Genomic DNA, 24,238 nt, shown 5'->3' with positions numbered 1-24,238 from the left:
TCCCCGATTTTGCCTTACAGCCGCCGGATTTCGCACTAGAAGATCTGTGCCGGATCAAGTTGGCTGTGCACTTGCCTTCGCTCCTGCCGAATCGGGACTCGAACCGGGCGCAGATTTGACAGATGACTGAGTGCAGGGCACATCTGCATCTGGCGTTCCCGTCCAGTGCCGAAAGCGCGGCCGGACGGTACTGTGAACTTGGAGGACCAATGCCAAACGACGACTTTCTCGCACGGCAGATGGGCGATCAACCGCCACTGCTGGCCGGTGGCCGCAAGCCGCCCGACAAGCGCGAGATCTCGTTGCGTTGGCTCTCCGGCACCTTCATGACCGGCATCACTTCCAGCCTGCTGATGGGCGTGGCGCTGTTCGGCGCCATGGAAGGGCGCGAGCAGCTGGCAATTCCCGCTGAGGCCCTGGCTTCGACCGACCTGAATTCAGGCGGCATTGGCGTCGTCGAGAAAGGTGACCGGCTGGTTCCCTCCGTGGTCACCGCCAAGCCGGCCGACAAGAGCATCATGGAAGTTTCCACCATGGTCCGTGACGGCGACCGTGACGTCGTCCGCAGGCAACCTTTCGCCCACGTCAAGATCGCACTTGCCGCCAACCATCCCAACGCCACGGCCAAGTCCTATCCGCGCTTCAATCCGCTCAAGATCTTCTCGGCCGGCGACGCGGAAGCTGCATCAAGCGTAAGGACCGGCGTCATCTACGGTGCCGAAGTCGATTCGGAAATCAGCCTGCGCACCATCGATTTCCCGCTTGAAGCGCCCGGCCATCCCTTTGCGGCCTCCATGTCGCTCGATGAAGCCGAGGAAACGGTCCGCACCAACGGGTCGGTGCTGACCGACGGTTCCGTGCAGTTTGCATCGCTCAACTATGTCGATCCACGCCGGTTCGGGTCCAACCGTCTCGAGCTCGACTTCAGTGCCAGCCTGAATGCCCGGGTCATCGCCGAGAATGTTTCTATCGCGTCCTACTCGCCGCAGGCCCAGCAGCGAACGGACTATGTCGATGACATCATCCCGGTGCGCAAGGCAGCAGCGCTCTCCGACATTCTCGACGGCGCGGGTTACACTGCGGAACAGTATCAGGCCGCACTCGACATGCTGGCGCAACAGATCAAGACCGACGAGGTTCCCACGCGGGCCGTCATCCGTGTCGGAATGGAACAATCCGGCGACAGCACGCGGATCATCCGCATGAGCGTCTACCAGTATTCGAGCCACATGATCACCGTTGCGCTTTCAGACAGCAACGGCTTTGTCATCGGCAACGAGCCGCCGCCGACACCGGCAATCCGCTCGGCCTTCGACGAAACCCAGGCACCGGTTGCCACCGCCCGCGACCTGCCCAACATCTATGACGGCATCTACCGCTCGGCCCTGTTGTACGGCATGTCTGCCGACATGGTCGGCCAGATCATCAAGATGCTGGCCAGCAATGTCGACTTCCAGTCGCAACTCCGCCCCTCCGATACGCTCGAGGCGTTCTTCTCTGTCACCGACGACAGCGGCATCGCGACGGAAGATTCCGAGTTGCTCTTCGTCAACGCCAGGTTCGGCGGCAACTCCATCCGGCTCTACCGCTTCCAGCACCCCGAAGACAATTCCATTGACTACTATGACGAGGAAGGCCGAAGCGCGCGGCAATTCCTGATCCGCAATCCGGTGCCGAACGGCAAGTTCCGTTCCGGTTTCGGCATGCGCCGCCATCCCATCCTGAAATACTCGCGCATGCATACCGGTGTCGACTGGTCCGCGCCAAGGGGCACACCGATCATTGCCTCGGGCAATGGCGTGGTCGAGAAGGCGAGCTGGGATTCCGGCGGATATGGCCGGCAGACGATCATCCGCCACGCCAATGGTTACAAGTCGAGCTATTCTCACCAGAACAGCATTGCCAAGGGCGTGGTTCCCGGCGCGCGCGTGCGTCAGGGCCAGGTCATCGGCACCGTCGGCTCCACCGGACTTTCGACCGGACCCCACCTCCACTACGAGCTGATCGTCAATGGCAACAAGGTTGACCCGATGCGGATCCGTCTTCCCGACGGCAAGTCGCTCAAGGGGGAGGCCTATGCCATGTTTGCCCGCGAACGTGACCGGATCAATGCCCTGCTCGACATCGAGATGTCCAACAAGGAACTTGCCAGCCGCTGAGTCCGGCCCATGCGCCCGTCAGGCAGAGGGCGGGGACTGAAACGACATCCGTTTCGCCTTGCTCAACCCATCCATCGCCATGGCATGGGACCGGCGCACGTAGTTCTCGCAATGCCTGCCTGTCCAGCGTCGACTCATCAAGCCCTTGCAGCCATTTCAATCCGCGGGACGCGAGATAGGGCGCAGGCCGCATTCCGGGGACGGATTTCAGCATCTCGAAACTCATAGGCGAGGCCTTGAAGGTTACCCGCATCTGGCCATCCGGATCCCTGATGAGAATGGCAAAGACCTTGCCGCCGACCTTGTAGACGTCGGAGCCGCCCCATTGCACCACATGTGTTGCCCCGGACAGGGACATGCAGAACGAATGCAGGTTGGATGCTTCCTCCTCCAAGCGGTCTAGGCTCCATTGCTCGATGCGCCACTGGCTGGACCGCAACATCGATCCCTGCCTCAACAAAAAGGCGGACCCGAAGATCCGCCTTTTCCGGCATTTGCATAGCTTAGGCGGCCTCGCCCTGGGGAGCCTCGGCCTCGGCCGGTGTCTCGTTCGAGACAGAGAACACCAACCGGTCGGAACCCGCGCTGACGGTGACATGAGCACCTTCGCCAACCTCGCCGAGAAGGATTTTCTCGGCCAGCGGATCCTGCACGTATTTTTGCACGACCCGCTTGAGCGGACGCGCGCCATAGGCGGGATCGTAACCCTTGTCGGCGAGCCAGACGCGGGCTTCCTCGTCAAGCGCCACATCGATCTTGCGGTCAACGAGCAGCTTGCCCAGCCGCTTGAGCTGGATATCGACGATCGCGCCCATTTCCGACCTGCGCAAGCGGTGGAACAGGATGATCTCGTCTATCCGGTTCAGGAACTCTGGACGGAACGACGCGCGCACGACGTTCATCACGTCATCACGAGCGGCATCCGCGTCCTGATCGTCGGTCAGCGCCGCCAAATATTCCGAGCCAAGGTTGGATGTCATGACGATCAGCGTGTTGCGGAAGTCCACAGTACGCCCCTGGCCGTCGGTCAGGCGGCCGTCATCAAGCACTTGCAGAAGCACGTTGAAGACATCGGGGTGCGCCTTCTCGATCTCGTCGAACAGGATCACCTGATAGGGCCTGCGCCGTACGGCTTCCGTCAGCGCACCACCCTCGTCGTAGCCGACATAGCCCGGAGGAGCACCGATCAGACGGGCCACCGAATGTTTTTCCATGTATTCCGACATGTCCATCCGGATCAGCGCGGTTTCATCATCGAAGAGAAACTCGGCCAGTGCCTTGGTCAGTTCGGTCTTGCCGACGCCGGTCGGGCCCAGGAAGATGAACGAGCCCATCGGCCGGTTCGGATCCTGAAGACCGGCGCGGGCCCGGCGGACAGCCTTGGAAACCGCCTGCACCGCTTCGCCCTGACCGACCACGCGCTTGCCGATCTCGTCCTCCATCCTGAGCAGCTTGTCGCGCTCGCCTTCAAGCATCCGGTCGACCGGAATACCGGTCCAGCGCGACACGATGTGAGCGATATGATCCGGCGTCACTGTCTCTTCGACCATGCCCGCCGCATCGGCTTCGCCATGGGCTTCGGCCTCTTGCAACTGGCGTTCGAGAGCCGGGATTTCGGCATAGGCAAGTTCGCCGGCACGCTGGTACTCGCCACTGCGCTGGGCGATGGCAAGATCGTTGCGCGCCGCTTCAAGCTTGAGCTTGAGATCAGCCGCCAGGCCGAGCTTCTGCTTCTCAGACTGCCAGCGTGCCGTCAGTGCACCGGATTTTTCCTCGATGTCCGACAATTCCTTGTCCAGCCGCTCGAGCCGGTCCTTCGATGCCTGGTCGGTCTCTTTCTTGAGTGCCTCGCGCTCGATCTTGAGCTGCATGATCCGGCGGTCGAGTTCATCGAGCTCTTCCGGCTTGGAATCGACCTGCATTCTCAACCGCGCCGCGGACTCATCGACCAGGTCGATCGCCTTGTCGGGCAGGAACCGGTCGGTGATGTAGCGATTGGACAGGACGGCAGCCGAAACCAGCGCCGAATCGCTGATCCGCACCTTGTGATGCTGCTCGTATTTTTCCTTGAGCCCGCGCAGGATCGAAACTGTATCCTCGACCGTGGGTTCTTCCACCATCACCGGCTGGAAACGACGGGCCAGGGCCGCATCCTTTTCAACATGCTTGCGGTATTCATCGAGCGTGGTTGCGCCAACGCAGTGCAACTCGCCGCGCGCCAGCGCCGGCTTCAAGAGGTTGGAGGCATCCATGGCGCCGTCGGCCTTGCCGGCGCCGACCAGCGTGTGCATCTCGTCGATGAACAGGATAATCCCGCCATTGTTGGCCTGGATTTCGGACAGCACGGCCTTGAGCCGCTCCTCGAACTCGCCGCGATACTTCGCCCCGGCAATCAGCGCGCCCATGTCGAGCGCCATCAGCTGCTTGTCCTTGAGCGATTCAGGGACGTCGCCATTGACGATCCTGAGTGCCAGGCCCTCCGCGATGGCGGTCTTGCCGACGCCGGGTTCGCCAATCAGAACCGGGTTGTTCTTCGTCCGGCGGGAAAGCACCTGAATGGTGCGGCGGATTTCGTCATCCCTGCCGATCACCGGGTCAAGCTTGCCTTCGCGTGCCGCCTCGGTCAGATCCCGGGCATACTTCTTCAGCGCATCGAAACCCTGCTCGGCGCCGGCGCTGTCGGCGGTACGGCCCTTGCGGATGTCGTTGATGGTCTGGTTCAGGGCTTGCGCGGTGACACCGGCATTCTTCAGGATCTTCGAGGTTTCCGCCGACGCCTCGATGACCAGCGCCAGCAGCAGCCGCTCGACCGTGACAAAGCTGTCACCGGCCTTCTTTGCAGCCTCCTCGGCGGACTGGAATACCTTGGCCACCGGCTGAGACAGGTAAAGCTGACCGTTGCCCCCCGTCACCTTTGGCAGTTTTGCAATTGCTGCGTCATTGGCGAGCCGCACATCTGCAGGGCGCCCGCCGGCGCGCTCGATCAGCGATGAGGCCATGCCCTGATCGTCATCCATCAGCACCTTGAGCAGGTGTTCAGGCATGAACTGCTGATGTCCTTCGGCAAGCGCATGGGATTGCGCTGACTGGATGAAACCGCGAACGCGTTCCGAGTATTTTTCAATATTCATGGTCTTCTCCTTTACATGTCCCACCCATTTGTGGCGCGGGACAGCGGGTCCGGATGAGCTCCCGATTGCGGCAAGCCCGATTAGATAAACCAGATATGGGTATTCACAGTTGCGTGAAAAAGGTCTTGTTCAACAATAAAAACCCCGGCTGCGACCAGCCGGGGTTTTCAGTCATTCGTTAAAGAGCGTCGCCTATTCGGCCGCAGCCGGCTCCGTCTGCTTGTCGGCACCGGAGGCCGCTTCCGCGCTTTCATCGGAGCGAACCCGCTTTGGTCGGCCGCGGCGGCGGGGAGCCGGACGCGGGCTTTCTTCCCCAACGGACGCGTCTTCTCCGATCGCAACTTCCGCCGGAACGCCGCTTATCTCGGGCTGTGGTGCATCCGCATCGAAGACGGGCTTGGGCTGCTGTTCCTGGCGCGGCTTGCGTTCTTGCCGTTCGCCGCGATCCTGGCGCTCGGTCCGGTCGCCACGTTCCTGGCGTTCAGACCTGTCCTGGCGTGACTGGCGTTCGGACCGGTCCTGCTGCTCGCCCCGATCGCCACGCTGGTTCTGTGCATTGGTGTCGTTGTCATCATCCGAATCGCGATCATCATCGTCCTGATCCTGCGATTCGCGCGCTTGTGACGAGCTGTCATCGCGCTGGAAGCGCTCCTGCATCTGCGCCTGCGCTGTCAGGATGATCCGGTTGTAGTGCTCGGCATGCTGCAGATAGTTCTCTGCCATCACGCGATCGCCCGAACTCTGCGCATCCCGCGCAAGGTTCATGTACTTCTCCGCCACGTGCTGGGCGGTTCCGCGGATCTTCACATCGGGACCGGAGCTGTCGTAGGAGCGCGACAGCGGGTTCTGGCCTTTGCGGTTGCCCCCACCGTTATTATTGCTTCCGCTGCGTCCGCGACCGCGCTTGTTTTGCTGTCCTGGCCTCATTCGATAGTCACCTGGTTGTTTTCCTGAAAAATCTGTTGGGCGCTTTGGCCAGAGCGTCTGGCTCGCAGGTTGCGCCGCGACATAGGATCATCCACTGATCCCGTCACCGTTATGGGTTCAAATTCAGATACCCGCGCCAGAGGCTTTCCTGCGAACCAGCGGCCAAAAATTTGGCGGGTTCCTAGAGCCGAGCCACATCGGATCGAATCTGTTTCAAGACTTGCTATCCGGCGCTGATCGGGAAACTAGCCATGTTTGCCTGTAATTCCAAGCCTTTTCTTGAAACGACGCTCAAAAGTCCCTGGTCACGGGTTTTGGTTCACCTTGCATCGTGAACAAGAGGACCCTTTCAACACCTCCGAGATCGCGAAACATCCCGGCTTCGGCAAAACCGTGCGCGGCAAAAATCATCGACACGGAGGCCCCCTGGCCTATCCCGAACTCGACAGCGAGATACCCTCCTCGAACAAGCCGATCGCCTGCCTGCGAGGCAATCGCCCGGTAGGCGTCAAGCCCGTCGGTCCCGCCATCGAGCGCTTGTACCGGGTCGTGTTCAGTCACCTCCCTCGAGAGGCCAGACAGATCAGCGGTCGGAATATAGGGCGGGTTGGAAACAATCAGGTCAAACTGTGCATCTATGCCCGACAGCCAGTTACCCTCGATAGCCCGGTAACGCATCGAAAGCCCAAGCTGACGTGCATTCTCGAGCGCCGTCTTCACTGCATCTGCAGAAACATCGACGCCGAGGCAGGTTGCTTGCGGGCATTCCGAAAGCAGCGCCAGCCCAATTGCGCCGGTTCCGATCCCCAGGTCAGCTATCGAGCAGGAGCCCGTTGCCGCTGCTTTTTCCCGGACCAGCGGCAGCACGGCATCGATCAGCGTTTCGGTGTCGGGCCTCGGCTCCAGCGTCGCGGCCGAAAGCCCGAGCGAGAGACCGTAGAACTCCCGGAAACCCAGGATGCGGTGCACCGGCATGCCTGCAAGCCTGTCATCCAGGGCTTTGGCCAGACGGCCACGCACCGTCTCTCCAAGCGGCGCATCGCCGCCTGTCACCAGTTGATGCGGCTCGACCCCCGCCAGCTTGGCCGTAAGCAACCGGGCATCGAGATCCGCGGTTTCGAGGTCTGCGGATCGGAACGCGCTGCGCAGCATCAGCCAAGCCTCGCCAAGCGTGGCGGCATCAGCCAGGTCAGGCCTTGCCATTGTCGCCAAGTGTGGCCAGCTGGCCGGCCTGATGATCCGAGATCAGGGCATCGACGACCTCGTCGATCTCACCCATCATCATCCGGTCGAGCTTGTAGAGCGTCAGGTTGATCCGGTGGTCGGTCACCCTGCCCTGCGGAAAATTGTAGGTCCGGATCCGTTCGGACCGGTCGCCCGAGCCGACCTGGCTGCGCCGTGACTGGGAGCGCTCGTCGTCGGCCCGCTGCCGCTCCATGTCGTAAAGCCGGGCGCGCAAGACCTGCATCGCGCGCGCGCGGTTCTGGTGCTGAGACTTTTCCGACGAGGTGACCACAAGCCCGGTTGGCAGATGGGTGATACGCACCGCCGAATCGGTGGTGTTGACGTGCTGGCCGCCCGCGCCCGACGCCCGCATCGTGTCGATACGGATATCCTCCGCACGGACTTCGATGTCAATGTCCTCCGCTTCGGGCAGCACCGCAACGGTTGCCGCCGAGGTGTGGATGCGGCCGCCGGATTCGGTTTCGGGGACCCGCTGCACCCGGTGAACACCGGATTCGAACTTGAGCCGCGCAAACACGCCCTTGCCCGACACGGTGGCAATGATTTCCTTGTAGCCGCCGGCTTCGCCCTCGCTTGCCGACAACACCTCGACACGCCATCCCTGGGAGGAGGCATAGCGTTCATACATGCGGAAAAGATCACCAGCGAACAGCGCCGCTTCCGAGCCGCCGGTTCCGGCGCGGATTTCGACAATGGCACTGCGCTGGTCGGCGGCGTCCTTGGGCAGCAGCATGATCTCGATCTGCTGTTCAAGCTTCTCGATCCTGCCCTTAAGCGCCTTCAGTTCGTCCTCGGCCATCTCCCGCATTTCGCGGTCGGTCGAGCTGTCTGCCAGCATTGCCGTGAGGTCGGCGCGCTCGGCCTCGGCTTTCGAAAGCGCCCTTATCTCGGCCACCAGCGGCTGCAATTCGGAGTACTCCGAGGCCAGCTTCACATAGACGTCCGGATCGGGGCCGGCCGACATACGCGCCTCGACCTCGTCGAAACGGCGCTCCAGTTCGCGGATTTTCTGGGTCGGCAATCGTGCCATGCTTGATCCTAGAGGCTCACACCATTGGCGTCGGCAAAGTCCATCAGGAACTCGCGAACGGTTTTTTCACTTCGCGTATCGGCAATGACCGGCAGCAGGGCTTCCTCAAGCTTGCCCAGATCCAACGACAGCAACATCGACTTTACCGGCCCGATCGCAGCCGGGGACATCGAGATGTTGCGGAAACCGATCCCGAGCAACGCCATCGCCGAGAGCGATTTTCCGGCAATCTCACCACAAAGGGTCAACGACGTGTTGGTTCGGTTGGCAGCTTCGACGATCTGGCGCAGCACACGCAGGAATGGCCGCCCCAGCGTATCGAAACGATCTGCCACGCGGGAATTACCCCGGTCGACCGCCATGACGAACTGGAACAGGTCGTTGGAGCCGACGGAGACGAAGTCGACTTCTTCCATCAACTCATCGAGCTGCCAGAGCAGGCTTGGCACTTCCAGCATGGCGCCAAACTGCAGGCTGCGCGGCAACTGGTAGCCGAACCGGGAAAGATGCCGGACTTCCTTGTTGAGCAGTTCGCGCGCCAGGCGAAGCTCATTGACCTCGGTGATCATCGGCAGCATCAGCTTCAGTTCGGCGCCGGCTGCTGCCTTCAGCAATGCTCTGAGCTGCGTGCGCAGCAATCCCGGACGGTCCAGCGAAAGCCGGACGGCGCGCCAGCCAAGCGCCGGATTCTCCTCTTCGGCGGAGCGGAAATACGGCACCACCTTGTCGCCGCCGATATCCAGAGTCCGGAAGGTGACCGGCCTGCCTCCCGCCTGCCGCAGCACGCTGCGATAGAGATTTTCCTGCTCGTCGACCTTGGGCATGGTCGAGGCGATCATGAACTGCAGCTCCGTCCTGAACAGGCCTATCCCGCTGGCCCCGGATTCGCTCAACTGCGGAAGGTCGACCAGAAGCCCCGCGTTCATCTGAAGCGTCACATACTGCCCGTCCCGGGTCCGCGGCTCGACCGTTCGCAGTGCCTGGTACTGTTCCTGCCGCTTCGCCCGGAACCTCACCTTGTCGGCATAGGCATTCTGCACATCGGTAATCGGACGCAGGTGAACAATGCCATCCTCGCCATCGACGATGATCGAATCTCGGTTTTCCGCCAGCGAGGCAATGCCGGGCACCTGGCCCACCACCGGAATGCCCATGGCGCGGGCAACAATCACCACATGGCTGGTAACCGCCCCTTCTTCAAGCACGAGACCGCGGATAGCCTCACGCGGATAATCAAGCAGTTCCGCAGCCCCCATGGCGCGTGCCACGATGATCGCATCCTGTGGCAAACCCTTGCTGCCCGGAACAAATCCCGTCAGCTGTCTGAGCAGGCGATTGGCGAGGTCGTCGAAATCGTGCAACCGCTCGCGCAGATAGGAATCGGTCATGTGGATCATGCGGGCGCGGGTGTCGCTTTGCACCTTCTCCACCGCCGCCTCGCAGGTCAGTCCGTTGCGGATCGCTTCCTCGAGCTTGCGCACCCAGCCGCGATCATGGGCAAACATCCGGTAGGCCTCCAGAACCGCCCGATGCTCACCCTCCATCGAAACGTCGCGCCGCGACAGCATGTCATCGATCGAGATCCTGAGGGATCCGAGCGCCTCTTCGAGCCGCTTGAGTTCGGATTCGCTGTCATCGTTGAGCAGTTCGGTGACCACGATCCGCGGCTCATGCAGGATGACATGGCCAAGGCCAATACCATCACCATAGGCATCACCCTCGATTGTCACCGGACGGTTCAGGTCCAGCTCGAGACCGGGCCGGGTGATCTGCTTGAGTTCGCCCGTGGCGATCATCTCGGCCAATACCATCGAGGTGGTTTCGAGCGCTTCGACTTCGTCCTCGCGGTACTTCCTGTGCGCCTTGTTCTGGACGACGAGAACCCCCAGCGACCGGCCGGCCCTGAGGATCGGCACGCCGAGGAAGGAGTTGTAGATCTCCTCGCCTGTTTCCGGCAGATAGGTAAAGGCGGGGTGGGATTGGGCGTCCGAAAGATTGAGCGAACGCGCGCTTGCCGCAATGGTGCCGACCAGGCCCTGACCCATTTTCAGTTGCGCCAGGTGGACCGAATCCTTGTTCAGGCCTTCCGTGGCGAACAGTTCCAGGGCACCATCGGCACGCAGCACATAGAATGAGCACACTTCAGCGACCATGTTCGCCGCAATCTGGCGGACAATCTGGTCAAGGCGTTCCTGCGGCTCAAGGGGCTCCGCCATCAACTCGCGCAGCCGCCTGAGAAGGACGCGCGGACCTGCGGAAAGGTCTCTCATCGCGCTTCATTCTCCCAATTCGTGTTGTCCGCCCGGGACACTCCCGGCCGGCTTACAGAGTTCGGCTTGTGCCGGCTTGTCTTGATCCCGTTGGCTAAGTCTTATCCAGACCGTAGACGGAATGCAAAGTCCTTACCGCGAGTTCGGCGTAGGCGCCGTCAATCAGGATCGAGATCTTGATCTCGGAAGTGGTTATTGCCTTGATATTGATCGACTTCTCTGCAAGCGCCTTGAACGCGCTCGCCGCCACCCCGGCATGGCTGCGCATGCCGATACCGATGACTGAAACCTTGGCCAGGCCTGATTCGCTCTGCACCACATCGTAGCCGACCAGCTCTTTCTGACCGGCAAGCACCGCCAGCGCCTTTTCCGCATCGCTCGAAGGCACTGTGAAGGTCATGTCGGTTCGCGACCCATCTTCGGAGATGTTCTGCACGATCATGTCGACATTGATGTGGGCATCGGCGAGCGGGCCGAAAATTGCCGCCGAAACCCCGGGCCGGTCAGCCAGCCGCCTCAGGGAAATCTGCGCCTCGTCCTTGGCGTAGGCAATGCCGGTAACGACTTCCTGTTCCACGATTTCTTCCTCGTCGCAAATGAGAGTTCCGGGCGGGTTGAGCAGATCGCCCATTCCTGGGGCGTCTGGGTCTTCGAAACTGGAGCGCACGAAGGTTCTGACCTTGTGCACCATGGCCAGCTCGACCGACCGGACCTGCAGCACCTTGGCTCCGAGTGATGCCATTTCCAGCATCTCCTCGAAGGCGATCTTCTTCATCCGCCGTGCCTTGGGCTCGATCCGCGGATCGGTGGTGTAGACACCATCGACATCGGTATAGATGTCACACCGGTCTGCCTTCACCGCGGCGGCAATCGCCACCGCGCTGGTGTCAGATCCGCCACGGCCAAGCGTCGCCAGCCGGTTGTCGGGCCCCACCCCCTGGAAACCGGCAACCACCGCCACCTGGCCGATTTCGAAGCGGCGGATCAGTTCGGACCCGTCGATGTCGACGATCCGTGCCGCCGCGTGGGCATTGTCTGTCTTCACCGGAATCTGCCAGCCCTGCCAGGACCGGGCGTCCACGCCCATCGATTGCAGCGCGATTGCCAGCAGCCCGCTGGTCACCTGTTCGCCCGAGGCAACGATCGCGTCATACTCGCGGGCGTCATAGAAAGAGGCGCTCGCACCGGCGACCTTCGGCATCTGCTGCACCCAGTTGACCAGTTCGTTGGTCTTGCCGGCCATTGCCGACACCACCACGGCGACCTCGTGCCCGGCGTCGACTTCACGCTTGACGTGCCGGGCGACGTTGCGGATCCGGTCCAGGTCGGCAACCGAGGTGCCGCCAAATTTCATCACTATGCGGGCCATGTTGATTTATCCGCTGACGAACCCGCTAACGGGCAAGAAAAACCGCCCCGGGTTGCGGAGCGGAAGGTGGCGGTCTCATAGCCAAAAAACTTGCGGCCTGCAACCGGATCGCAGGTGTGACATTGCCAACTCTTGACAAGGCGGGGCTGACGCCCGAGTTGATTGTCCTCAACAGAACTCTGGAGAGACCGATGAACCAAGCTGCCCAGACAACGATCGATCAGGACGAAGTCGAGCGGTTTTCGGCCATGGCGGCGGAATGGTGGAATCCGAACGGCAAGTTCCGCCCCCTGCACAAGTTCAACCCTGTGCGTCTGACCTACATTCGCGATCATGTGGCTGCGCATTTTGGCCGCGACCCGAAGAGCGACAAGCCGTTGCAAGGCCTTAGATTGCTGGACATCGGCTGTGGCGGCGGTCTTTTGTCAGAGCCCATGGCCCGGATGGGCGCCGAGGTGCTTGGCGCCGATGCATCGCGCACCAATGTCGAAGTGGCTTCGATCCATGCCGCCCAGAGCGGGGTCGATGTCAGCTACGAAGCCATAACGTCTGAAGAACTGGCCGCGCGCGGTGAGCGCTTTGACATCGTGCTCAACATGGAAGTGGTCGAGCACGTCGCTGACGTTGATCTGTTCCTCACCTCCTGCGCGGAAATGGTCAAGCCCGGCGGCCTGATGTTCGTCGCAACTATCAACCGGACAATGAAAGCCATGGCGCTGGCGATCATCGGCGCCGAATATGTGCTGCGCTGGCTGCCGCGCGGTACCCACCAGTACGAAAAACTGGTCCGCCCGGAGGAAATCGAGAGGCCGCTGTCAACTTCCGGGATGAATGTCATCGATCGTACCGGCGTGTTCTACAATCCGCTTCAGGACCAGTGGAACCTGTCCCGCGACATGGACGTCAACTACATGATGCTCATGGAGCGGCCAAAAGCCACCTGATCCATCCAGGCATCGCATTCGAAAAGACCTGCGTCTTCAACGAGCCGGAACTTGCCCGGCAGATATGGTCATGAACAGGGCGGCGTTCAGGGTCAGACAGGAAGATGCTTGAGTTGCTCAAGCAGATCACTTTGGCCCGGCGCGTTCGCTTCAATCAGGGCCTTGACGCGATCGCGATCAATTTCCAAAGGCGCGCCGTCCGGGCCGTAGGCCTGCTTGAAAGTGAAGGCACGCGGACCGGCTCCATGGTCATGCAGCCATTCCAGCCTTTCAGCCGCCTGCTCCCAGTCAGGCCGGCGCCCGGCCTCGAGCCACCAGAGCACCAGCGGCGGCCAGTCGTTCCTTGTGTTCCAGTTGCGGGCATTCTTCAGGGCCTCGGCATGAACACCGGCGTAGGAGAAGGCCATCAGGCTCTCGATATCCGCCCATACAGACAAGGAAGATGGTCCGCTGTCATGACCGCTGCCTTCGATGAACCGGGGGAAAACCTGGATACCCCAGCTCTTCGGGCCCGGCTCTCCTTCGTAGCCGGAGCGGGCAACGAATCCCGACGCCCTTTCAGCGGCGGCAAAATTCAAAGGCTCCCGTCTGAGAAACCCTTGCACCTCCGGCGCATCATAGGGCGCCACGTGCAGGCCGAAATTGTACATCCCAAGCTGAAAACCGGATGATTTCATCTCAACTCAGGTCATCCGGAAGATCAGGCAAGGGCGCAATTTCGATCCCCTCCTCGATCAGCGAACGAGCATCATCGCTCGAGGCCTTCCCAATGATGCCGCGCGCTTCGGCCTCGCCGTGATGGATCTTGCGCGCTTCATCGGCAAACCGCTCGCCGACATCCTCGGAGTTCTGCTTCACTGCCTGAACCATTTCCCGGATCTTGCGCATCATCTCGCGCCTTTCCGGATCCATCGCAAGAGGCCGCGCAGGGGCTTCCTTCGAAACTGCGACAGCCGGTGCCATCAGCGCCTTTCCGACCTGCCGCGAGCCACAGACCGGGCACTCGACCAGTCCCCGCTCAGCCTGATTGTCGAAATCCGTGCTCGAGGAAAACCATGCCTCGAACTCATGGTCCTTGTCACACTGCAAAGAAAAGCGGATCACGCCACTCTTTCTCCTCTTGCGTCCTGAACCCCGGCTTCAACCCTGTATTCCCGCGCATTCCTGAGATTGGGGATCTTCGACCGGGCAGCCTTGACCTCGTCAAGCGACAATGACGCGACAATCACGCCGGGCTCGTCATTGTCGGCTTCCGCAACGATCCGGCCCCAGGGATCGACTATGATCGAATGCCCGTAGGTCTCGCGTCCGTCTTCATGCACACCGCCCTGCGCCGCCGAAATCACGAAGGCGCCGTTCTCGATCGCCCGGGCGCGCTGCAAGACATGCCAGTGCGCTTCTCCGGTCTGGCGGGTAAACGCTGCCGGAGCGGTCAGGATATCGGCCCCGGCGAGTGCGAGGTCCCGGTACAGGTGCGGGAAACGGATATCGTAGCAGATTCCCATGCCGAGCTGAGCCACGTCGATGTCCACTGTCCGGGCGACGTCGCCGGGTTGGTACACGGCGCTCTCCCGCCAGCTTTCGCCATTGTCGAGATCGACGTCGAACATGTGGATCTTGTCATAATGGGCCAGAGCCGCGCCGTCGGGACCGAACACCACGCCACGATTGGCTGTCATCTCGTTACCGACATCGATCGCCGTGGAGCCGATATGCAGGTAGATCCCCAGTTCGGCGGCAAGGACGGATGCAGCCTTGAGCACGGCATCGTCGGCTTCGGTTCTGAGAATGCTGCGCAATCCGGCCCGGCTCTTCTGCACAGCGCCGGTCATCTCCGGAGTCTGCACGTAACGCGCACCGCGTCCGGCCGCTTCACGCACCAGGCTCTCCATTGCGGCGATGTTCGCATCGGGCGTCACACCCGACCGCATCTGGACTGCGGCGGCAACCAGCTCACGCATCTCTCAGGCTCCTGTCAGCATGGGATCGAGTTTGCCGGCGCGATCAAGGGCATGCAACTCGTCGCACCCGCCAACGTGAACACCATCAATGAATATCTGCGGAAATGTCGCGCGGCCATTGGCCTTGCCGATCATTTCCTGGCGCAGATCCGGAGAGAATGTTGCGTCATGTTCGGTGTAGGTGACGTCCTTGCTATCCAGCAGCCGCTTGGCCGCGGTGCAAAACCCGCAGAACTGTCGTGTGTAGATGATGACTTCTGACATGCGGTTCTCCGATTGCTTATGCGCTTGGACACTCTCAAGCATATAGGGTTTCACCGCCCTGGCTTGCAACCCTGGCAAAGGTCAGCACGTTCACCCGGGCCGCTCCCGCCTTCAGCAAGGCCCTCGTTGCAGCCTCGACTGTCGATCCCGTGGTCAGCACGTCATCCACCAGCAGCACTTTCATCCCGATGAAGTGCTGCGCCTGCTGGTTCGTCGTCAGGAACGCGCCGCGGACATTGTCCTGCCGTGCCCTCAGACCAAGCCCCACCTGTTGCCGCGTGGCCCTTACGCGCTTCAGCGCGCCCGGCAGGAACTGCTTGCCCGAGAGCCGCGCGAGTGCGCGGGCAAGCTCGGCCGACTGATTGTACCGCCGTGCAAACAGTCTTGCCCGGTGCAACGGGACTGCGATGATGACATCGCTGTCATCGACCACGTCTCGCCCGGCGCGCAGCATCCATGACGCCATCATGGCGGCCAGGTCGGCACGATCCGAATATTTCAACCCATGCACGAGCTTGCGGGCAACGCCGTCATGGAACACAGCCGCGCGGGCTCTCTCATAAGGCGGCGGCGCCGAGATTGCCTGCGGCGACACCAGCCCGTCGCCCCGGTCATGATCAAACGGCACGCCGGTAACCTCGCAATAGGGTCGCTCGATAAACCGCACATGCGTCCAGCATCCGCCACACAGCGCAGCTCTCCTGCCCACCATTTTCCCGCAGCCGGAGCAGACCGGCGGGTACACCAGCTCTGCAAGGCTCACCCCGGTGGACTGAAGAACAGCCAGCACCCGGCACCTGAAATGAACGAGATCAGATCGGTCCATCGGTTGACTTTACTGCCGTTCCATCCAACAAGCGAGCCGCTGCAGTGTGGACACGCCACCACGGCATTATGAACCCGGCAATGGACACCCGATCTTGGACCGTCTCTTCGATCACACTCTTCTGCATCAGCGCCGGTCGCGCGCTCTGGCCGCTTTCGAGCCGGGCGCGGACTTCCTGGTCCGCCGGATCGCCGAGGACATGGCGGACCGGCTATCGGTCGTCGAAAGACAGTTTGAGAATCCCGTCCAGGTCCATGGCGGCTTGCCGCTGGCCGCTGAGTTGATGAAAGCCACAGGCAAGGCCGCCGACTTCACCTATGTCGACATGTGCCCCGTGCCCGGAACAGCGGCCGGCAGCCAGGTTTTTGCTGAACCGGACCTTGTCCCGCTGGAACCAGCCAGCGCCGACCTCCTGGTCTCGCCACTTGCACTCCATGTGACCAACGACACTCCCGGCGCGCTTGTTCAGATGCGCCGGGCCTTGAAGCCCGACGGTCTGCTGCTTGCCGCAGTTCCCGGCTCGGGCACTCTGGGCGAGTTGCGGGAATCCCTGCTGGCAGCGGAAAGCGAACTGACCGGCGGCGCCAACGCGAGGGTTCACCCGTTCGCCGATATTCGGGATTACGGCGCCTTGCTGCAGCGCGCAGGCTTTGCCCTGCCCGTCGCCGATATTGACGACATAGTCGTCCGGTACGGTGACATGTTTGCTCTTCTCAGGGATCTGCGCGCCATGGGCATGACATCGATTCTGACCGATCGCAGCAGGAAGCCGTTGGACAGGCAGGTGTTTTTGCGCGCTGCACAGATTTATGCCGAACGGTTTTCGGATGCGGACGGTCGTATCCGCGCGAGTTTCCCGGTCATCCACCTGTCTGGCTGGGCACCGCACGAAAACCAGCAAAAGCCCCTGAGACCGGGCTCGGCCAAGGCACGGTTGGCCGACGCACTGAAAACGCCGGAACAGAAGCTTCCACGCTAGGACGTGGAGGCTCTACATCGAGTTCTTCAGATGATTTGCGGTGCTGTTCATGCTCGCGTCGAGAGCATTCCCAAGGATGGAAGCGCCACTGATCATTGCGGTCGCGATCAAGGCGGCAATGAGACCGTATTCAACCGCGGTGACCCCGGATCTGTCCTCAATGAACCTGCAAAACAAGGATTTCATAACTCTGTTCCGTTTCCGCTTGTAATTTCGGGATCAAATTTGCTCAGCAGTCGCCCGTCTTCCTGCCATCGCTACGAATGATGCAGAGCGCACCCGGGTTGTCCTGCAGGATCGATTTGCGAACGGTGTAAGAGCTGTTGCTCGAACGCTGCGGGATCGATCCGGTGGTGATATTGTCAAACTGGTCAGGCGCCCAGGCAATCCGCGCGGAAGGCGAGCGGTCTGCAACGACAGGCGTCAGGATTGCCGCGACAGCGATCGCGGCTGTTCCGAACAGGAGGGCGACGCGCACGGCACCGAAGCGTTTCGGCTGGTTCTCCTGCTCACCCCTGTCCATCACCGTCATCCAGAAATCGTCGTTGTTCATAACGCCTCCACACAGGATCGCGCCGGATCCGTCATTTTGGCCATTCTTGCGTGAAGGACATTGAGGTTTGATTAACGCTACCTCCAGCAATGGACGCAAATCGCGCCACATTTTGAGGCAGAAACTGTCGGCAGACAGGCCTAAAGCAGGTCGATCAGATAGGGAATGAGCGGCTCGTCGGCGGGCGGCATCGGGTAATCCCGCATGTCGCGCGGACGAACCCACTTGAGCGCCTGCCCTTCAAGCCCTCTCGCCGTCCCCTCGAACCGGCGACAGACAAACAGCGGCATCAGCAGATGAAACTCGTCATAACTGTGGCTTGCAAAGGTCAGTGGCGCCAGGCAGGGCTCTCTGGTGGTTATGCCGATTTCCTCGGACAGCTCACGTATAAGCGCGGCCTCGGGCGTTTCGCCAGGCTCGACCTTGCCACCCGGGAACTCCCAAAGTCCGGCCAGCTTCTTGCCCTCAGGCCTCTGGGTAAGGAGTACCCGGCCGTCCGCATCCACCAGGGCGCAGGCCGCAACCAGCAATATCTTCTTGTCGCCCATCGTGTCAGTATCCCGGTTTCTGGCGGTAGGCGTAGCGATAGACCTCGGCAAAGCCGAGCCCCTTGTAGAGCGCGACGGCTGCGGTGTTGGCGCTTTCCACCTGCAACCAGGAGGTCTCCGCACCGCGATGTCGCGCCCACCTGAGCGCGGCCATCACCACGTCCCGGCCATAACCATTGCGCCGCATGTCGGCTCGCGTTGCCAGCTCGAACAAGCCGGCAAGGTCGTTGTCATGAACGCACAGCGCCGTCGACACCGGTCCGGCAGTCTCGTCCTCCAGCACGAACAACCCGCTGGGCGGTCTGATCGAGTTCAGCACTTCCGTAAGCCCCGGCTTGAGCGACTGGTCGCGGCCGTGCACAGCTATCGAGGCATCGACATAGCGTCCGATGTCACGCATCGGCAGGTGATCCATACCACCATCTATGTCGAGATCGTCGATCGCTCCGGTCATGACGATGGTTTCATCGAAGCGAGGCCAACCGAGCGCATCGAGATAGGCTTCGAGCGGCGGCGGTGCCAGTGGCGACTGACGAAACACCAATGGACGGTCATAGGAATCGAAGCGGCGTGCAGCGCGCTCGACCCGGCCTTCGATCCCCTCATGGTCTGAAGGGTCGAGCGGATTGACCGAGTTGAGCCGTTTCGACGGATGTCCCGCCGTCAAGCGGATCTGCCAGCTGCCGTCATACTGGATCGACGCTGCGGGCCAGGCCCTGAATCCTACGGCCTCCAGCCGTCTGACGATTGCAAGATTAGGCAAGATAGACCCCGCCCCCTGTTCTGGCAGGCAAACCGCTCAGCTGCGGTAATCGCCATTGATTTCGACATAGGCCTTGGTCAGGTCACAGGTGAACACACGGGCCTTGCCACGGCCGATGCCGAGATCCACCCGGATGGCAATCTCGTCCCGTTGCATGACTGCCGAGGCTGCGGCTTCACTGTAGCCAGGATCGCGCTCACCATCGACTGCCACCCGGACATCGCCAAACCAGATGGCCAGCTTGTCGCGCTCGGCCTTTTCGCCGGCCTTTCCGACAGCCATGACGATGCGGCCCCAATTGGCATCCTCGCCGGCAACCGCGGTCTTGACCAGAGGCGAGTTGGCGATGGAACGGGCGATCCGCCCGGCGGACTTGGCGGACGCCGCACCGGTGACGGTGATCTCGACCTGCTTGCGCGCGCCCTCCCCGTCGCGAACGATCTGGATCGCCAGATCCTCCATCAACTCGGCCAGCGCCTTCGAAAAGCTTCTCGCCCGCGGATCCGATGCGGACCGGATTGCGCCCGCGCCCCGTTCGGCGGCAGCCCCGGTGGCAAAGACCATCAGAGTGTCCGATGTCGAGGTGTCGCTGTCGACCGTAACCGCGTTGAACGTCGAGCCGACATGGCGGCCAAGCATCGTCTGCAGCGCTCCCGGTTCGATATCGGCGTCAGTCACGACAAACGAGAGCATCGTTGCCATGTCGGGCGCGATCATACCCGCGCCCTTGGCCATGCCATTGAGCCTCACCGTCACGCCGTCAATCTTCGCTGTCCGGGTGGCGACCTTCGGATAGGTGTCTGTGGTCATGATCGCGCGGGCCGCATCCAGCCACCGGTCACCGCTGGCGGACCCGGCCATCGTCCCGAGAACGGAAGCAAACTTGCTCGCATCCAGCGGCTCACCGATGACCCCGGTCGATGCCAGGAACACTTCCGAGGGCTTGCAACCAACAGCTTCTGCCGCAGATTTTGCAGTAAGCTCGGTCGCCTCGCGCCCCTTTTTGCCGGTGAAGGCATTGGCGTTTCCGGAATTGACCACCAGGGCCCGGGCCTGCCCGCCGGCAAGATTTGCCCGGCAGAAGTCGACCGGCGCCGATGGACATTTCGACGTGGTGAAGACCCCGGCCACAGCAGCCGCCCTGTCAAACACCATGAGCATCACATCCGTGCGGTCCTTGTACTTGATCCCGGCCGCCGCAGTTTCGATCCGCACACCGGCGATCGGCGGCAACTGCGCATAGGACTTGGGAGCCAGGGGCGAAATTTCAGTGGCCATGAAGGGTTCCTTGAAGCGGCGAAGTCCGGCTCCTGAAGGCCGGCCTTATTGCTGGTCCTGGCTGATGGCGTCGTAGGCGCTTTTCAGATCCGGATCGAGCACATCGATTTCGGTTTCGCTGCGCGCGGTGCGGATAAGCTCGGCATAGCGCTCGCGCATGACCAGCTGACGAACCTGGTCGGCAACCTCCTCGAAGGCCGGCGGCGCTGTTTCGCGGCGCTCTTCGACCTTGATCACGTGCCAGCCGAACTGGGTCTTCACCGGCTCCTTGCCATATTCACCGGGCGTGATTGCAAAGGCAGCCGCCTCGAATTCCGGCACCATCCGGCCCTTGGTGAAGAAACCGAGGTCTCCGCCCTGGGCGGCACTTGGCCCCGTGGACTTTTCCTTGGCGAGTTCAGCGAAATCCTTGCCGGCATCCAGCTCGGCGATAACGGCATTGGCCGCCTCTTCGGTCTCGAGCAGGATGTGGCGCGCACTGATTTCCTCTTCCGGCGGAACGGCAGCGATCTCCTGCTCGTAGCGGGCCTTGATATCGTCATCGCTTACAGGATCGACCACATTCGCCTTGAAGATCGCGTTGTGCAGGGCGCGGTCACGCTGAAATGCCATCAGCCTCTTGAATTCCTCGGTCTCGTCGAGCGCTTCAGCTTCAGCCTTTCGCGCCAGCGTCTTGATGTCGATGACCGCAGCAAGGGCTGCAACGCGGCGCTGCTCATCCGGCAGACGGGCGAATTGCGGATCGAGATCTCCCTCGGCCAGTGTCAGCTCGGACGCACGAATTTCAACACCGGCGACTGTTGCCACCACCGGGTCGGCTTCATCGGCGGCGTGGCCGTGAACGGGCAGGAAGGCGACTGAAGTCAGGAAGAGTGTGGCTGCTAGCTGCGGAAGACGCATGAAGAGACCTTTCATTGTGAAGCTTTACGGGGTCAGCCACCCAAGTGCTCTTGGAATTTGGCAACCGTGAGACGGGCTTTCGCCGCCGTTGACATCGTTCGACCCCCCTCTTATCTGTCAGCCAACCGTCCGTCCAGACGGCTTTCAAGGGTTGAGGGTCTTCCGGACAGGGTTTTCCAACTGATCAACCGGTCGCAGGCCAGCGCCGGTTTCCATCACTGCAGACCGTGCAGCCTCAAGAAAGGACCATTGAAATGGTCAAGTTCGGCGCAATCGCCCGCAAGCTTTTCGGCTCATCAAATGACCGCCGGATCCGGGCCTATCAGCCAAAAGTTGACGCCATCAATGCATTGGAAGCCGAACTGTCGGCGCTCAGCGATGCCGACCTTGCGGCGCGCACCGTCCAGTTCAGGGAGCAGCTCGCCGCGGGAACCAAGCTGGACGATCTGTTGGTACCGGCCTTCGCTACAGTGCGCGAGGCAGCCCGCCGCGCCATCGGGCTCAGGCCATTCGACGTCCAGCTGATCGGCGGCATGATCCTCAATGAAAACGCCATCGCCGAGATGAAGACCGGTGAAGGCAAGACCCTTGTTGCAACCCTTCCGGTCTATCTCAACGCGCTTTCGGGCAACGGCGTCCATGTTGTTACCGTCAACGACTACCTGGCCCGTCGTGACGCCGAATGGATGTCGCGGATCTACGGTTTCCTCGGCCTGACCACCGGTATCATCACCCATGGCATGGACGATGACGAGCGCCGCCAGGCCTACGCCTGCGACATCACCTACGCGACCAACAACGAACTCGGTTTCGATTACCTTCGCGACAACATGAAATACGACCGCGCCCAGATGGTGCAGCGCGGCCACAACTACGCAATCGTCGACGAGGTCGACTCCATTCTGGTCGACGAGGCCCGCACCCCGTTGATTATCTCCGGACCGCTCGACGATCGCTCCGAGCTTTACAACAGCATCGACACGCTGATTCAGAAGCTGGAGGCCGACGACTACGAGATCGACGAGAAGCAGCGCTCGGCGACATTCACCGAATCCGGCACCGAAAAACTTGAGGCGATGCTCGCCGAAGCCGACATGCTCAAGGGTGAATCGCTCTACGATGTAGAGAACGTGTCCGTGGTTCACCACATCAACAACGCGCTGAAGGCACACCGCCTTTTCACCCGCGACAAGGACTACATCGTCCGCAATGACGAGATCGTCATCATCGACGAATTCACCGGACGCATGATGCCGGGCCGACGCTATTCCGAAGGTCAGCACCAGGCGCTCGAGGCCAAGGAAGGCGTCAAGATCCAGCCGGAAAACCAGACCCTGGCATCGATCACCTTCCAGAACTATTTCCGCATGTACTCCAAGCTTGGCGGCATGACCGGCACGGCCTCCACCGAGGCAGAGGAATTCGGCGACATTTATGGTCTGGAAGTGGTTGAAGTCCCGACCAATGTACCGATTGCACGTCTCGACGAGGATGACGAGGTCTACCGCACCGTCGAGGAAAAGTACCAGGCGATCATCAACGACATCAAGCAGGCCCGCGACAAGAAGCAGCCTGTTCTGGTCGGCACCACCTCGATCGAGAAGTCGGAAATCCTCGCCGACCTTCTGCGCAAGGGCGGCGTCAGCGATTTCAACGTGCTCAACGCCCGTTATCACGAACAGGAAGCCTACATCGTTTCCCAGGCCGGCGTCCCCGGCGCGGTCACCATTGCCACCAACATGGCCGGCCGCGGCACCGACATCCAGCTCGGCGGCAACGCCGACATGCGGATTGCCCAGGAGCTCGGCGACATGCCCGAGGGCCCGGAGCGCGAAGAGAAGACCAAGATTATCCGTGCCGAGATCCAGGCACTCAAGGACGAGGCGCTGGCCGCCGGTGGTCTGTATGTTCTGGCCACCGAGCGCCATGAAAGCCGCCGCATCGACAACCAGTTGCGTGGCCGTTCCGGCCGTCAGGGCGACCCTGGCCGGTCGAAGTTCTTCCTGTCGCTGCAGGATGACCTGATGCGCATCTTCGGCTCCGAGCGCATGGACGGCATGCTCAAGACGCTTGGCCTCAAGGAAGGCGAGCCAATCATCCATCCATGGATCAACAAGGCGCTTGAACGGGCGCAGAAAAAGGTCGAGGCGCGCAACTTCGATATCCGCAAGAACCTGCTCAAGTTCGATGACGTGATGAACGATCAGCGCAAGGTCGTTTTCGAACAGCGCAAGGAACTGATGGACTCCGAATCGATTTCCGAGACCATCGAGGACATGCGCCACGAAGTGATCGACGGCCTGGTCAAGCTCCACATTCCCGAACGCGCCTACGCCGAACAGTGGAACGTCGTGGAGCTGAAAAAGGGCGTACAGGCCTATCTCAATCTCGATCTGCCGATCGAGGAATGGGCAGCCGAAGAGGGCATTGCCGAAGACGACATCCATAGTCGGATCGTCGAGGCTGCGGACAATCTCGCCAGGGAGCGGGCCGAACGGTTTGGCCCCGAAGTGATGACCTATGTCGAAAAGTCCGTTGTTCTCCAGACACTTGACCACCTTTGGCGCGAGCACCTGGTCAACCTCGACCATCTTCGCTCGGTGGTCGGTTTCCGCGGCTATGCGCAGCGTGACCCCCTGCAGGAATACAAGTCCGAGGCGTTCGAACTGTTCCAGGCCCTGCTCGCCAATCTGCGCCAGGCTGTCATGGCGCAGCTGATGCGCGTCGAGGTCGTCCGCGAAGCCGCAACCACGCCGGAGCTGGAGCTGCCGGAGGGCATGGAAGCCCACCACATCGATGCCAGCACCGGCGACGATGAATTTGCCCGGGCGGACGTTGATGCGGCGCAGGGCGTCGTTGCGCCGGAAGACAGAAACCCCGAAGATGAATCCACCTGGGGCAAGGTTGGCCGCAATGAGGCCTGCCCCTGCGGCTCGGGCAAGAAGTACAAGCACTGCCACGGCGCGTACTGACCGAAAGACAGCAGCCACAAATCAGGCCGGGGACGAGCCATCGATCCCGGCCTTTTTGTGTCTGGAGCCATCCTCGGGTCAACGACAGCCAAACCGTTTCTTAACGTCGCCATGTCATT

22 protein-coding genes are annotated in these 24,238 nt (G+C 61.4%); 4 read left to right on the top strand and 18 right to left on the bottom strand.

All coding sequences use genetic code 11. From position 1 onward, the window contains the following. Positions 1 to 209: 209 nt before the first annotated feature. Positions 210 to 2,159, top strand: coding sequence for a M23 family metallopeptidase (locus SPHINGO391_RS24995; RefSeq protein ID WP_152011393.1), 1,950 nt, complete (start codon positions 210 to 212; stop codon positions 2,157 to 2,159). Here SPHINGO391_RS24995 and SPHINGO391_RS24990 read toward each other — a convergent pair. The 7 genes from SPHINGO391_RS24990 to SPHINGO391_RS24960 form a co-directional block, all read right to left on the bottom strand. Beyond that, a complete protein-coding gene (locus tag SPHINGO391_RS24990) occupies positions 2,107 to 2,601 on the bottom strand; it encodes an MmcQ/YjbR family DNA-binding protein (protein WP_343200354.1) in 495 nt (164 codons plus the stop codon). The two genes, SPHINGO391_RS24995 and SPHINGO391_RS24990, sit on opposite strands and share 53 nt — an antisense overlap. A gap of 61 nt (positions 2,602 to 2,662) precedes the next feature. Beyond that, complete coding sequence (gene clpB, locus SPHINGO391_RS24985) at positions 2,663 to 5,290, bottom strand: ATP-dependent chaperone ClpB (RefSeq protein WP_152011392.1); 2,628 nt, start codon at positions 5,288 to 5,290, stop codon at positions 2,663 to 2,665. A gap of 192 nt (positions 5,291 to 5,482) precedes the next feature. Next, entirely contained in the window at positions 5,483 to 6,217 is a 735-nt protein-coding gene (locus SPHINGO391_RS24980; RefSeq protein ID WP_152011391.1) for a DUF4167 domain-containing protein, read from the bottom strand. A 291-nt stretch (positions 6,218 to 6,508) separates the two neighbouring features. Beyond that, positions 6,509 to 7,420 (bottom strand): peptide chain release factor N(5)-glutamine methyltransferase, encoded by a 912-nt coding sequence (gene prmC, locus SPHINGO391_RS24975; RefSeq protein WP_244615361.1) that lies wholly within the window; start codon positions 7,418 to 7,420, stop codon positions 6,509 to 6,511. Next, positions 7,407 to 8,492, bottom strand: coding sequence for a peptide chain release factor 1 (gene prfA / locus SPHINGO391_RS24970; protein WP_152011390.1), 1,086 nt, complete (start codon positions 8,490 to 8,492; stop codon positions 7,407 to 7,409). Before prfA ends, prmC begins: the two co-directional genes overlap by 14 nt. 8 nt (positions 8,493 to 8,500) lie before the next feature. Further along, entirely contained in the window at positions 8,501 to 10,762 is a 2,262-nt protein-coding gene (gene ptsP / locus SPHINGO391_RS24965) for a phosphoenolpyruvate--protein phosphotransferase (RefSeq protein WP_152011389.1), read from the bottom strand. A gap of 94 nt (positions 10,763 to 10,856) precedes the next feature. Then, positions 10,857 to 12,131 (bottom strand): aspartate kinase, encoded by a 1,275-nt coding sequence (locus SPHINGO391_RS24960; protein ID WP_152011388.1) that lies wholly within the window; start codon positions 12,129 to 12,131, stop codon positions 10,857 to 10,859. 191 nt (positions 12,132 to 12,322) lie between these two features. On the opposite strand from SPHINGO391_RS24960, the gene ubiG reads away from it, so the two are divergent. Next, on the top strand, positions 12,323 to 13,075 hold the full coding sequence (gene ubiG, locus SPHINGO391_RS24955) for a bifunctional 2-polyprenyl-6-hydroxyphenol methylase/3-demethylubiquinol 3-O-methyltransferase UbiG (RefSeq protein WP_152011387.1): 753 nt from the start codon (positions 12,323 to 12,325) through the stop codon (positions 13,073 to 13,075). Positions 13,076 to 13,167: 92 nt separating this feature from the next. On the opposite strand, the gene SPHINGO391_RS24950 is transcribed toward ubiG, so the two are convergent. The 5 genes from SPHINGO391_RS24950 to SPHINGO391_RS24930 are packed head-to-tail and all read right to left on the bottom strand — an operon-like array spanning position 13,168 to position 16,126. Then, positions 13,168 to 13,752, bottom strand: a complete 585-nt coding sequence (locus SPHINGO391_RS24950) for a DUF3291 domain-containing protein (protein ID WP_152011386.1) — start codon at positions 13,750 to 13,752, stop codon at positions 13,168 to 13,170. Between the two features lies 1 nt (position 13,753). Then, on the bottom strand, positions 13,754 to 14,179 hold the full coding sequence (locus SPHINGO391_RS24945) for a DUF1178 family protein (protein WP_152011385.1): 426 nt from the start codon (positions 14,177 to 14,179) through the stop codon (positions 13,754 to 13,756). Next, positions 14,176 to 15,036 carry a carbon-nitrogen hydrolase family protein gene (locus SPHINGO391_RS24940; RefSeq protein ID WP_152011384.1) on the bottom strand — a complete coding sequence of 287 codons (861 nt, stop codon included), beginning with the start codon at positions 15,034 to 15,036 and terminating at the stop codon, positions 14,176 to 14,178. The genes SPHINGO391_RS24945 and SPHINGO391_RS24940 overlap by 4 nt, the downstream gene beginning before the upstream one ends. 3 nt (positions 15,037 to 15,039) lie before the next feature. Next, on the bottom strand, positions 15,040 to 15,300 hold the full coding sequence (gene grxC / locus SPHINGO391_RS24935; protein ID WP_152011383.1) for a glutaredoxin 3: 261 nt from the start codon (positions 15,298 to 15,300) through the stop codon (positions 15,040 to 15,042). Positions 15,301 to 15,334: 34 nt separating this feature from the next. Then, on the bottom strand, positions 15,335 to 16,126 hold the full coding sequence (locus SPHINGO391_RS24930; protein WP_152011382.1) for a ComF family protein: 792 nt from the start codon (positions 16,124 to 16,126) through the stop codon (positions 15,335 to 15,337). A 94-nt stretch (positions 16,127 to 16,220) separates the two neighbouring features. Here SPHINGO391_RS24930 and SPHINGO391_RS24925 point away from each other — a divergent pair, with 94 nt between their 5' ends. Further along, positions 16,221 to 17,105, top strand: a complete 885-nt coding sequence (locus tag SPHINGO391_RS24925; RefSeq protein WP_152011381.1) for a methyltransferase domain-containing protein — start codon at positions 16,221 to 16,223, stop codon at positions 17,103 to 17,105. 12 nt (positions 17,106 to 17,117) lie between these two features. Here SPHINGO391_RS24925 and SPHINGO391_RS24920 read toward each other — a convergent pair whose 3' ends face one another. The 6 genes from SPHINGO391_RS24920 to SPHINGO391_RS24895 all read right to left on the bottom strand — a co-directional run bounded on the left by SPHINGO391_RS24920 (position 17,118) and on the right by SPHINGO391_RS24895 (position 21,147). Further along, positions 17,118 to 17,291, bottom strand: coding sequence for a Flp family type IVb pilin (locus tag SPHINGO391_RS24920; RefSeq protein WP_152011380.1), 174 nt, complete (start codon positions 17,289 to 17,291; stop codon positions 17,118 to 17,120). Between the two features lie 43 nt (positions 17,292 to 17,334). Beyond that, positions 17,335 to 17,658: a hypothetical protein gene (locus tag SPHINGO391_RS24915; RefSeq protein WP_244615357.1), complete on the bottom strand. Its 324-nt coding sequence runs from the start codon at positions 17,656 to 17,658 to the stop codon at positions 17,335 to 17,337. A 140-nt stretch (positions 17,659 to 17,798) separates the two neighbouring features. Continuing rightward, complete coding sequence (gene mutT / locus SPHINGO391_RS24910; RefSeq protein WP_152011379.1) at positions 17,799 to 18,206, bottom strand: 8-oxo-dGTP diphosphatase MutT; 408 nt, start codon at positions 18,204 to 18,206, stop codon at positions 17,799 to 17,801. A gap of 4 nt (positions 18,207 to 18,210) precedes the next feature. Beyond that, positions 18,211 to 18,969 (bottom strand): GNAT family N-acetyltransferase, encoded by a 759-nt coding sequence (locus SPHINGO391_RS24905; RefSeq protein WP_152011378.1) that lies wholly within the window; start codon positions 18,967 to 18,969, stop codon positions 18,211 to 18,213. A 36-nt stretch (positions 18,970 to 19,005) separates the two neighbouring features. After that, entirely contained in the window at positions 19,006 to 20,247 is a 1,242-nt protein-coding gene (gene argJ / locus SPHINGO391_RS24900) for a bifunctional glutamate N-acetyltransferase/amino-acid acetyltransferase ArgJ (RefSeq protein WP_152011377.1), read from the bottom strand. 45 nt (positions 20,248 to 20,292) lie between these two features. Then, entirely contained in the window at positions 20,293 to 21,147 is an 855-nt protein-coding gene (locus tag SPHINGO391_RS24895; RefSeq protein WP_152011376.1) for a peptidylprolyl isomerase, read from the bottom strand. Positions 21,148 to 21,401: 254 nt separating this feature from the next. Here SPHINGO391_RS24895 and secA point away from each other — a divergent pair, with 254 nt between their 5' ends. Next, positions 21,402 to 24,119, top strand: a complete 2,718-nt coding sequence (secA, locus tag SPHINGO391_RS24890; RefSeq protein ID WP_152011375.1) for a preprotein translocase subunit SecA — start codon at positions 21,402 to 21,404, stop codon at positions 24,117 to 24,119. Positions 24,120 to 24,238 lie beyond the last annotated feature (119 nt).

The sequence above is a fragment of the Hoeflea sp. EC-HK425 genome (assembly GCF_902498795.1).
GTDB classification, from domain to species: Bacteria; Pseudomonadota; Alphaproteobacteria; order Rhizobiales; family Rhizobiaceae; genus Hoeflea; species Hoeflea alexandrii.
The sequence above is the reverse complement of the archived record's forward strand: the minus strand, read 5'-3'. Positions and strand labels throughout refer to the sequence as shown.

Excerpts from the sequence above, each read along its gene's own strand:
- SPHINGO391_RS24920 (WP_152011380.1), bottom strand. The coding sequence starts at position 17,291 with ATGAAATCCTTGTTTTGCAGGTTCATTGAGGACAGATCCGGGGTCACC.
- prfA (WP_152011390.1), bottom strand. The coding sequence starts at position 8,492 with ATGGCACGATTGCCGACCCAGAAAATCCGCGAACTGGAGCGCCGTTTC.
- SPHINGO391_RS24930 (WP_152011382.1), bottom strand. The coding sequence starts at position 16,126 with ATGGACCGATCTGATCTCGTTCATTTCAGGTGCCGGGTGCTGGCTGTT.
- ptsP (WP_152011389.1), bottom strand. The coding sequence starts at position 10,762 with ATGAGAGACCTTTCCGCAGGTCCGCGCGTCCTTCTCAGGCGGCTGCGC.
- SPHINGO391_RS24895 (WP_152011376.1), bottom strand. The coding sequence starts at position 21,147 with ATGCGTCTTCCGCAGCTAGCAGCCACACTCTTCCTGACTTCAGTCGCC.
- SPHINGO391_RS24995 (WP_152011393.1), top strand. The coding sequence starts at position 210 with ATGCCAAACGACGACTTTCTCGCACGGCAGATGGGCGATCAACCGCCA.
- prmC (WP_244615361.1), bottom strand. The coding sequence starts at position 7,420 with ATGGCAAGGCCTGACCTGGCTGATGCCGCCACGCTTGGCGAGGCTTGG.
- SPHINGO391_RS24990 (WP_343200354.1), bottom strand. The coding sequence starts at position 2,601 with ATGTTGCGGTCCAGCCAGTGGCGCATCGAGCAATGGAGCCTAGACCGC.
- SPHINGO391_RS24940 (WP_152011384.1), bottom strand. The coding sequence starts at position 15,036 with ATGCGTGAGCTGGTTGCCGCCGCAGTCCAGATGCGGTCGGGTGTGACG.
- clpB (WP_152011392.1), bottom strand. The coding sequence starts at position 5,290 with ATGAATATTGAAAAATACTCGGAACGCGTTCGCGGTTTCATCCAGTCA.
- mutT (WP_152011379.1), bottom strand. The coding sequence starts at position 18,206 with ATGGGCGACAAGAAGATATTGCTGGTTGCGGCCTGCGCCCTGGTGGAT.
- SPHINGO391_RS24915 (WP_244615357.1), bottom strand. The coding sequence starts at position 17,658 with ATGAACAACGACGATTTCTGGATGACGGTGATGGACAGGGGTGAGCAG.
- grxC (WP_152011383.1), bottom strand. The coding sequence starts at position 15,300 with ATGTCAGAAGTCATCATCTACACACGACAGTTCTGCGGGTTTTGCACC.
- secA (WP_152011375.1), top strand. The coding sequence starts at position 21,402 with ATGGTCAAGTTCGGCGCAATCGCCCGCAAGCTTTTCGGCTCATCAAAT.
- SPHINGO391_RS24960 (WP_152011388.1), bottom strand. The coding sequence starts at position 12,131 with ATGGCCCGCATAGTGATGAAATTTGGCGGCACCTCGGTTGCCGACCTG.
- SPHINGO391_RS24950 (WP_152011386.1), bottom strand. The coding sequence starts at position 13,752 with ATGAAATCATCCGGTTTTCAGCTTGGGATGTACAATTTCGGCCTGCAC.
- argJ (WP_152011377.1), bottom strand. The coding sequence starts at position 20,247 with ATGGCCACTGAAATTTCGCCCCTGGCTCCCAAGTCCTATGCGCAGTTG.
- SPHINGO391_RS24980 (WP_152011391.1), bottom strand. The coding sequence starts at position 6,217 with ATGAGGCCAGGACAGCAAAACAAGCGCGGTCGCGGACGCAGCGGAAGC.
- ubiG (WP_152011387.1), top strand. The coding sequence starts at position 12,323 with ATGAACCAAGCTGCCCAGACAACGATCGATCAGGACGAAGTCGAGCGG.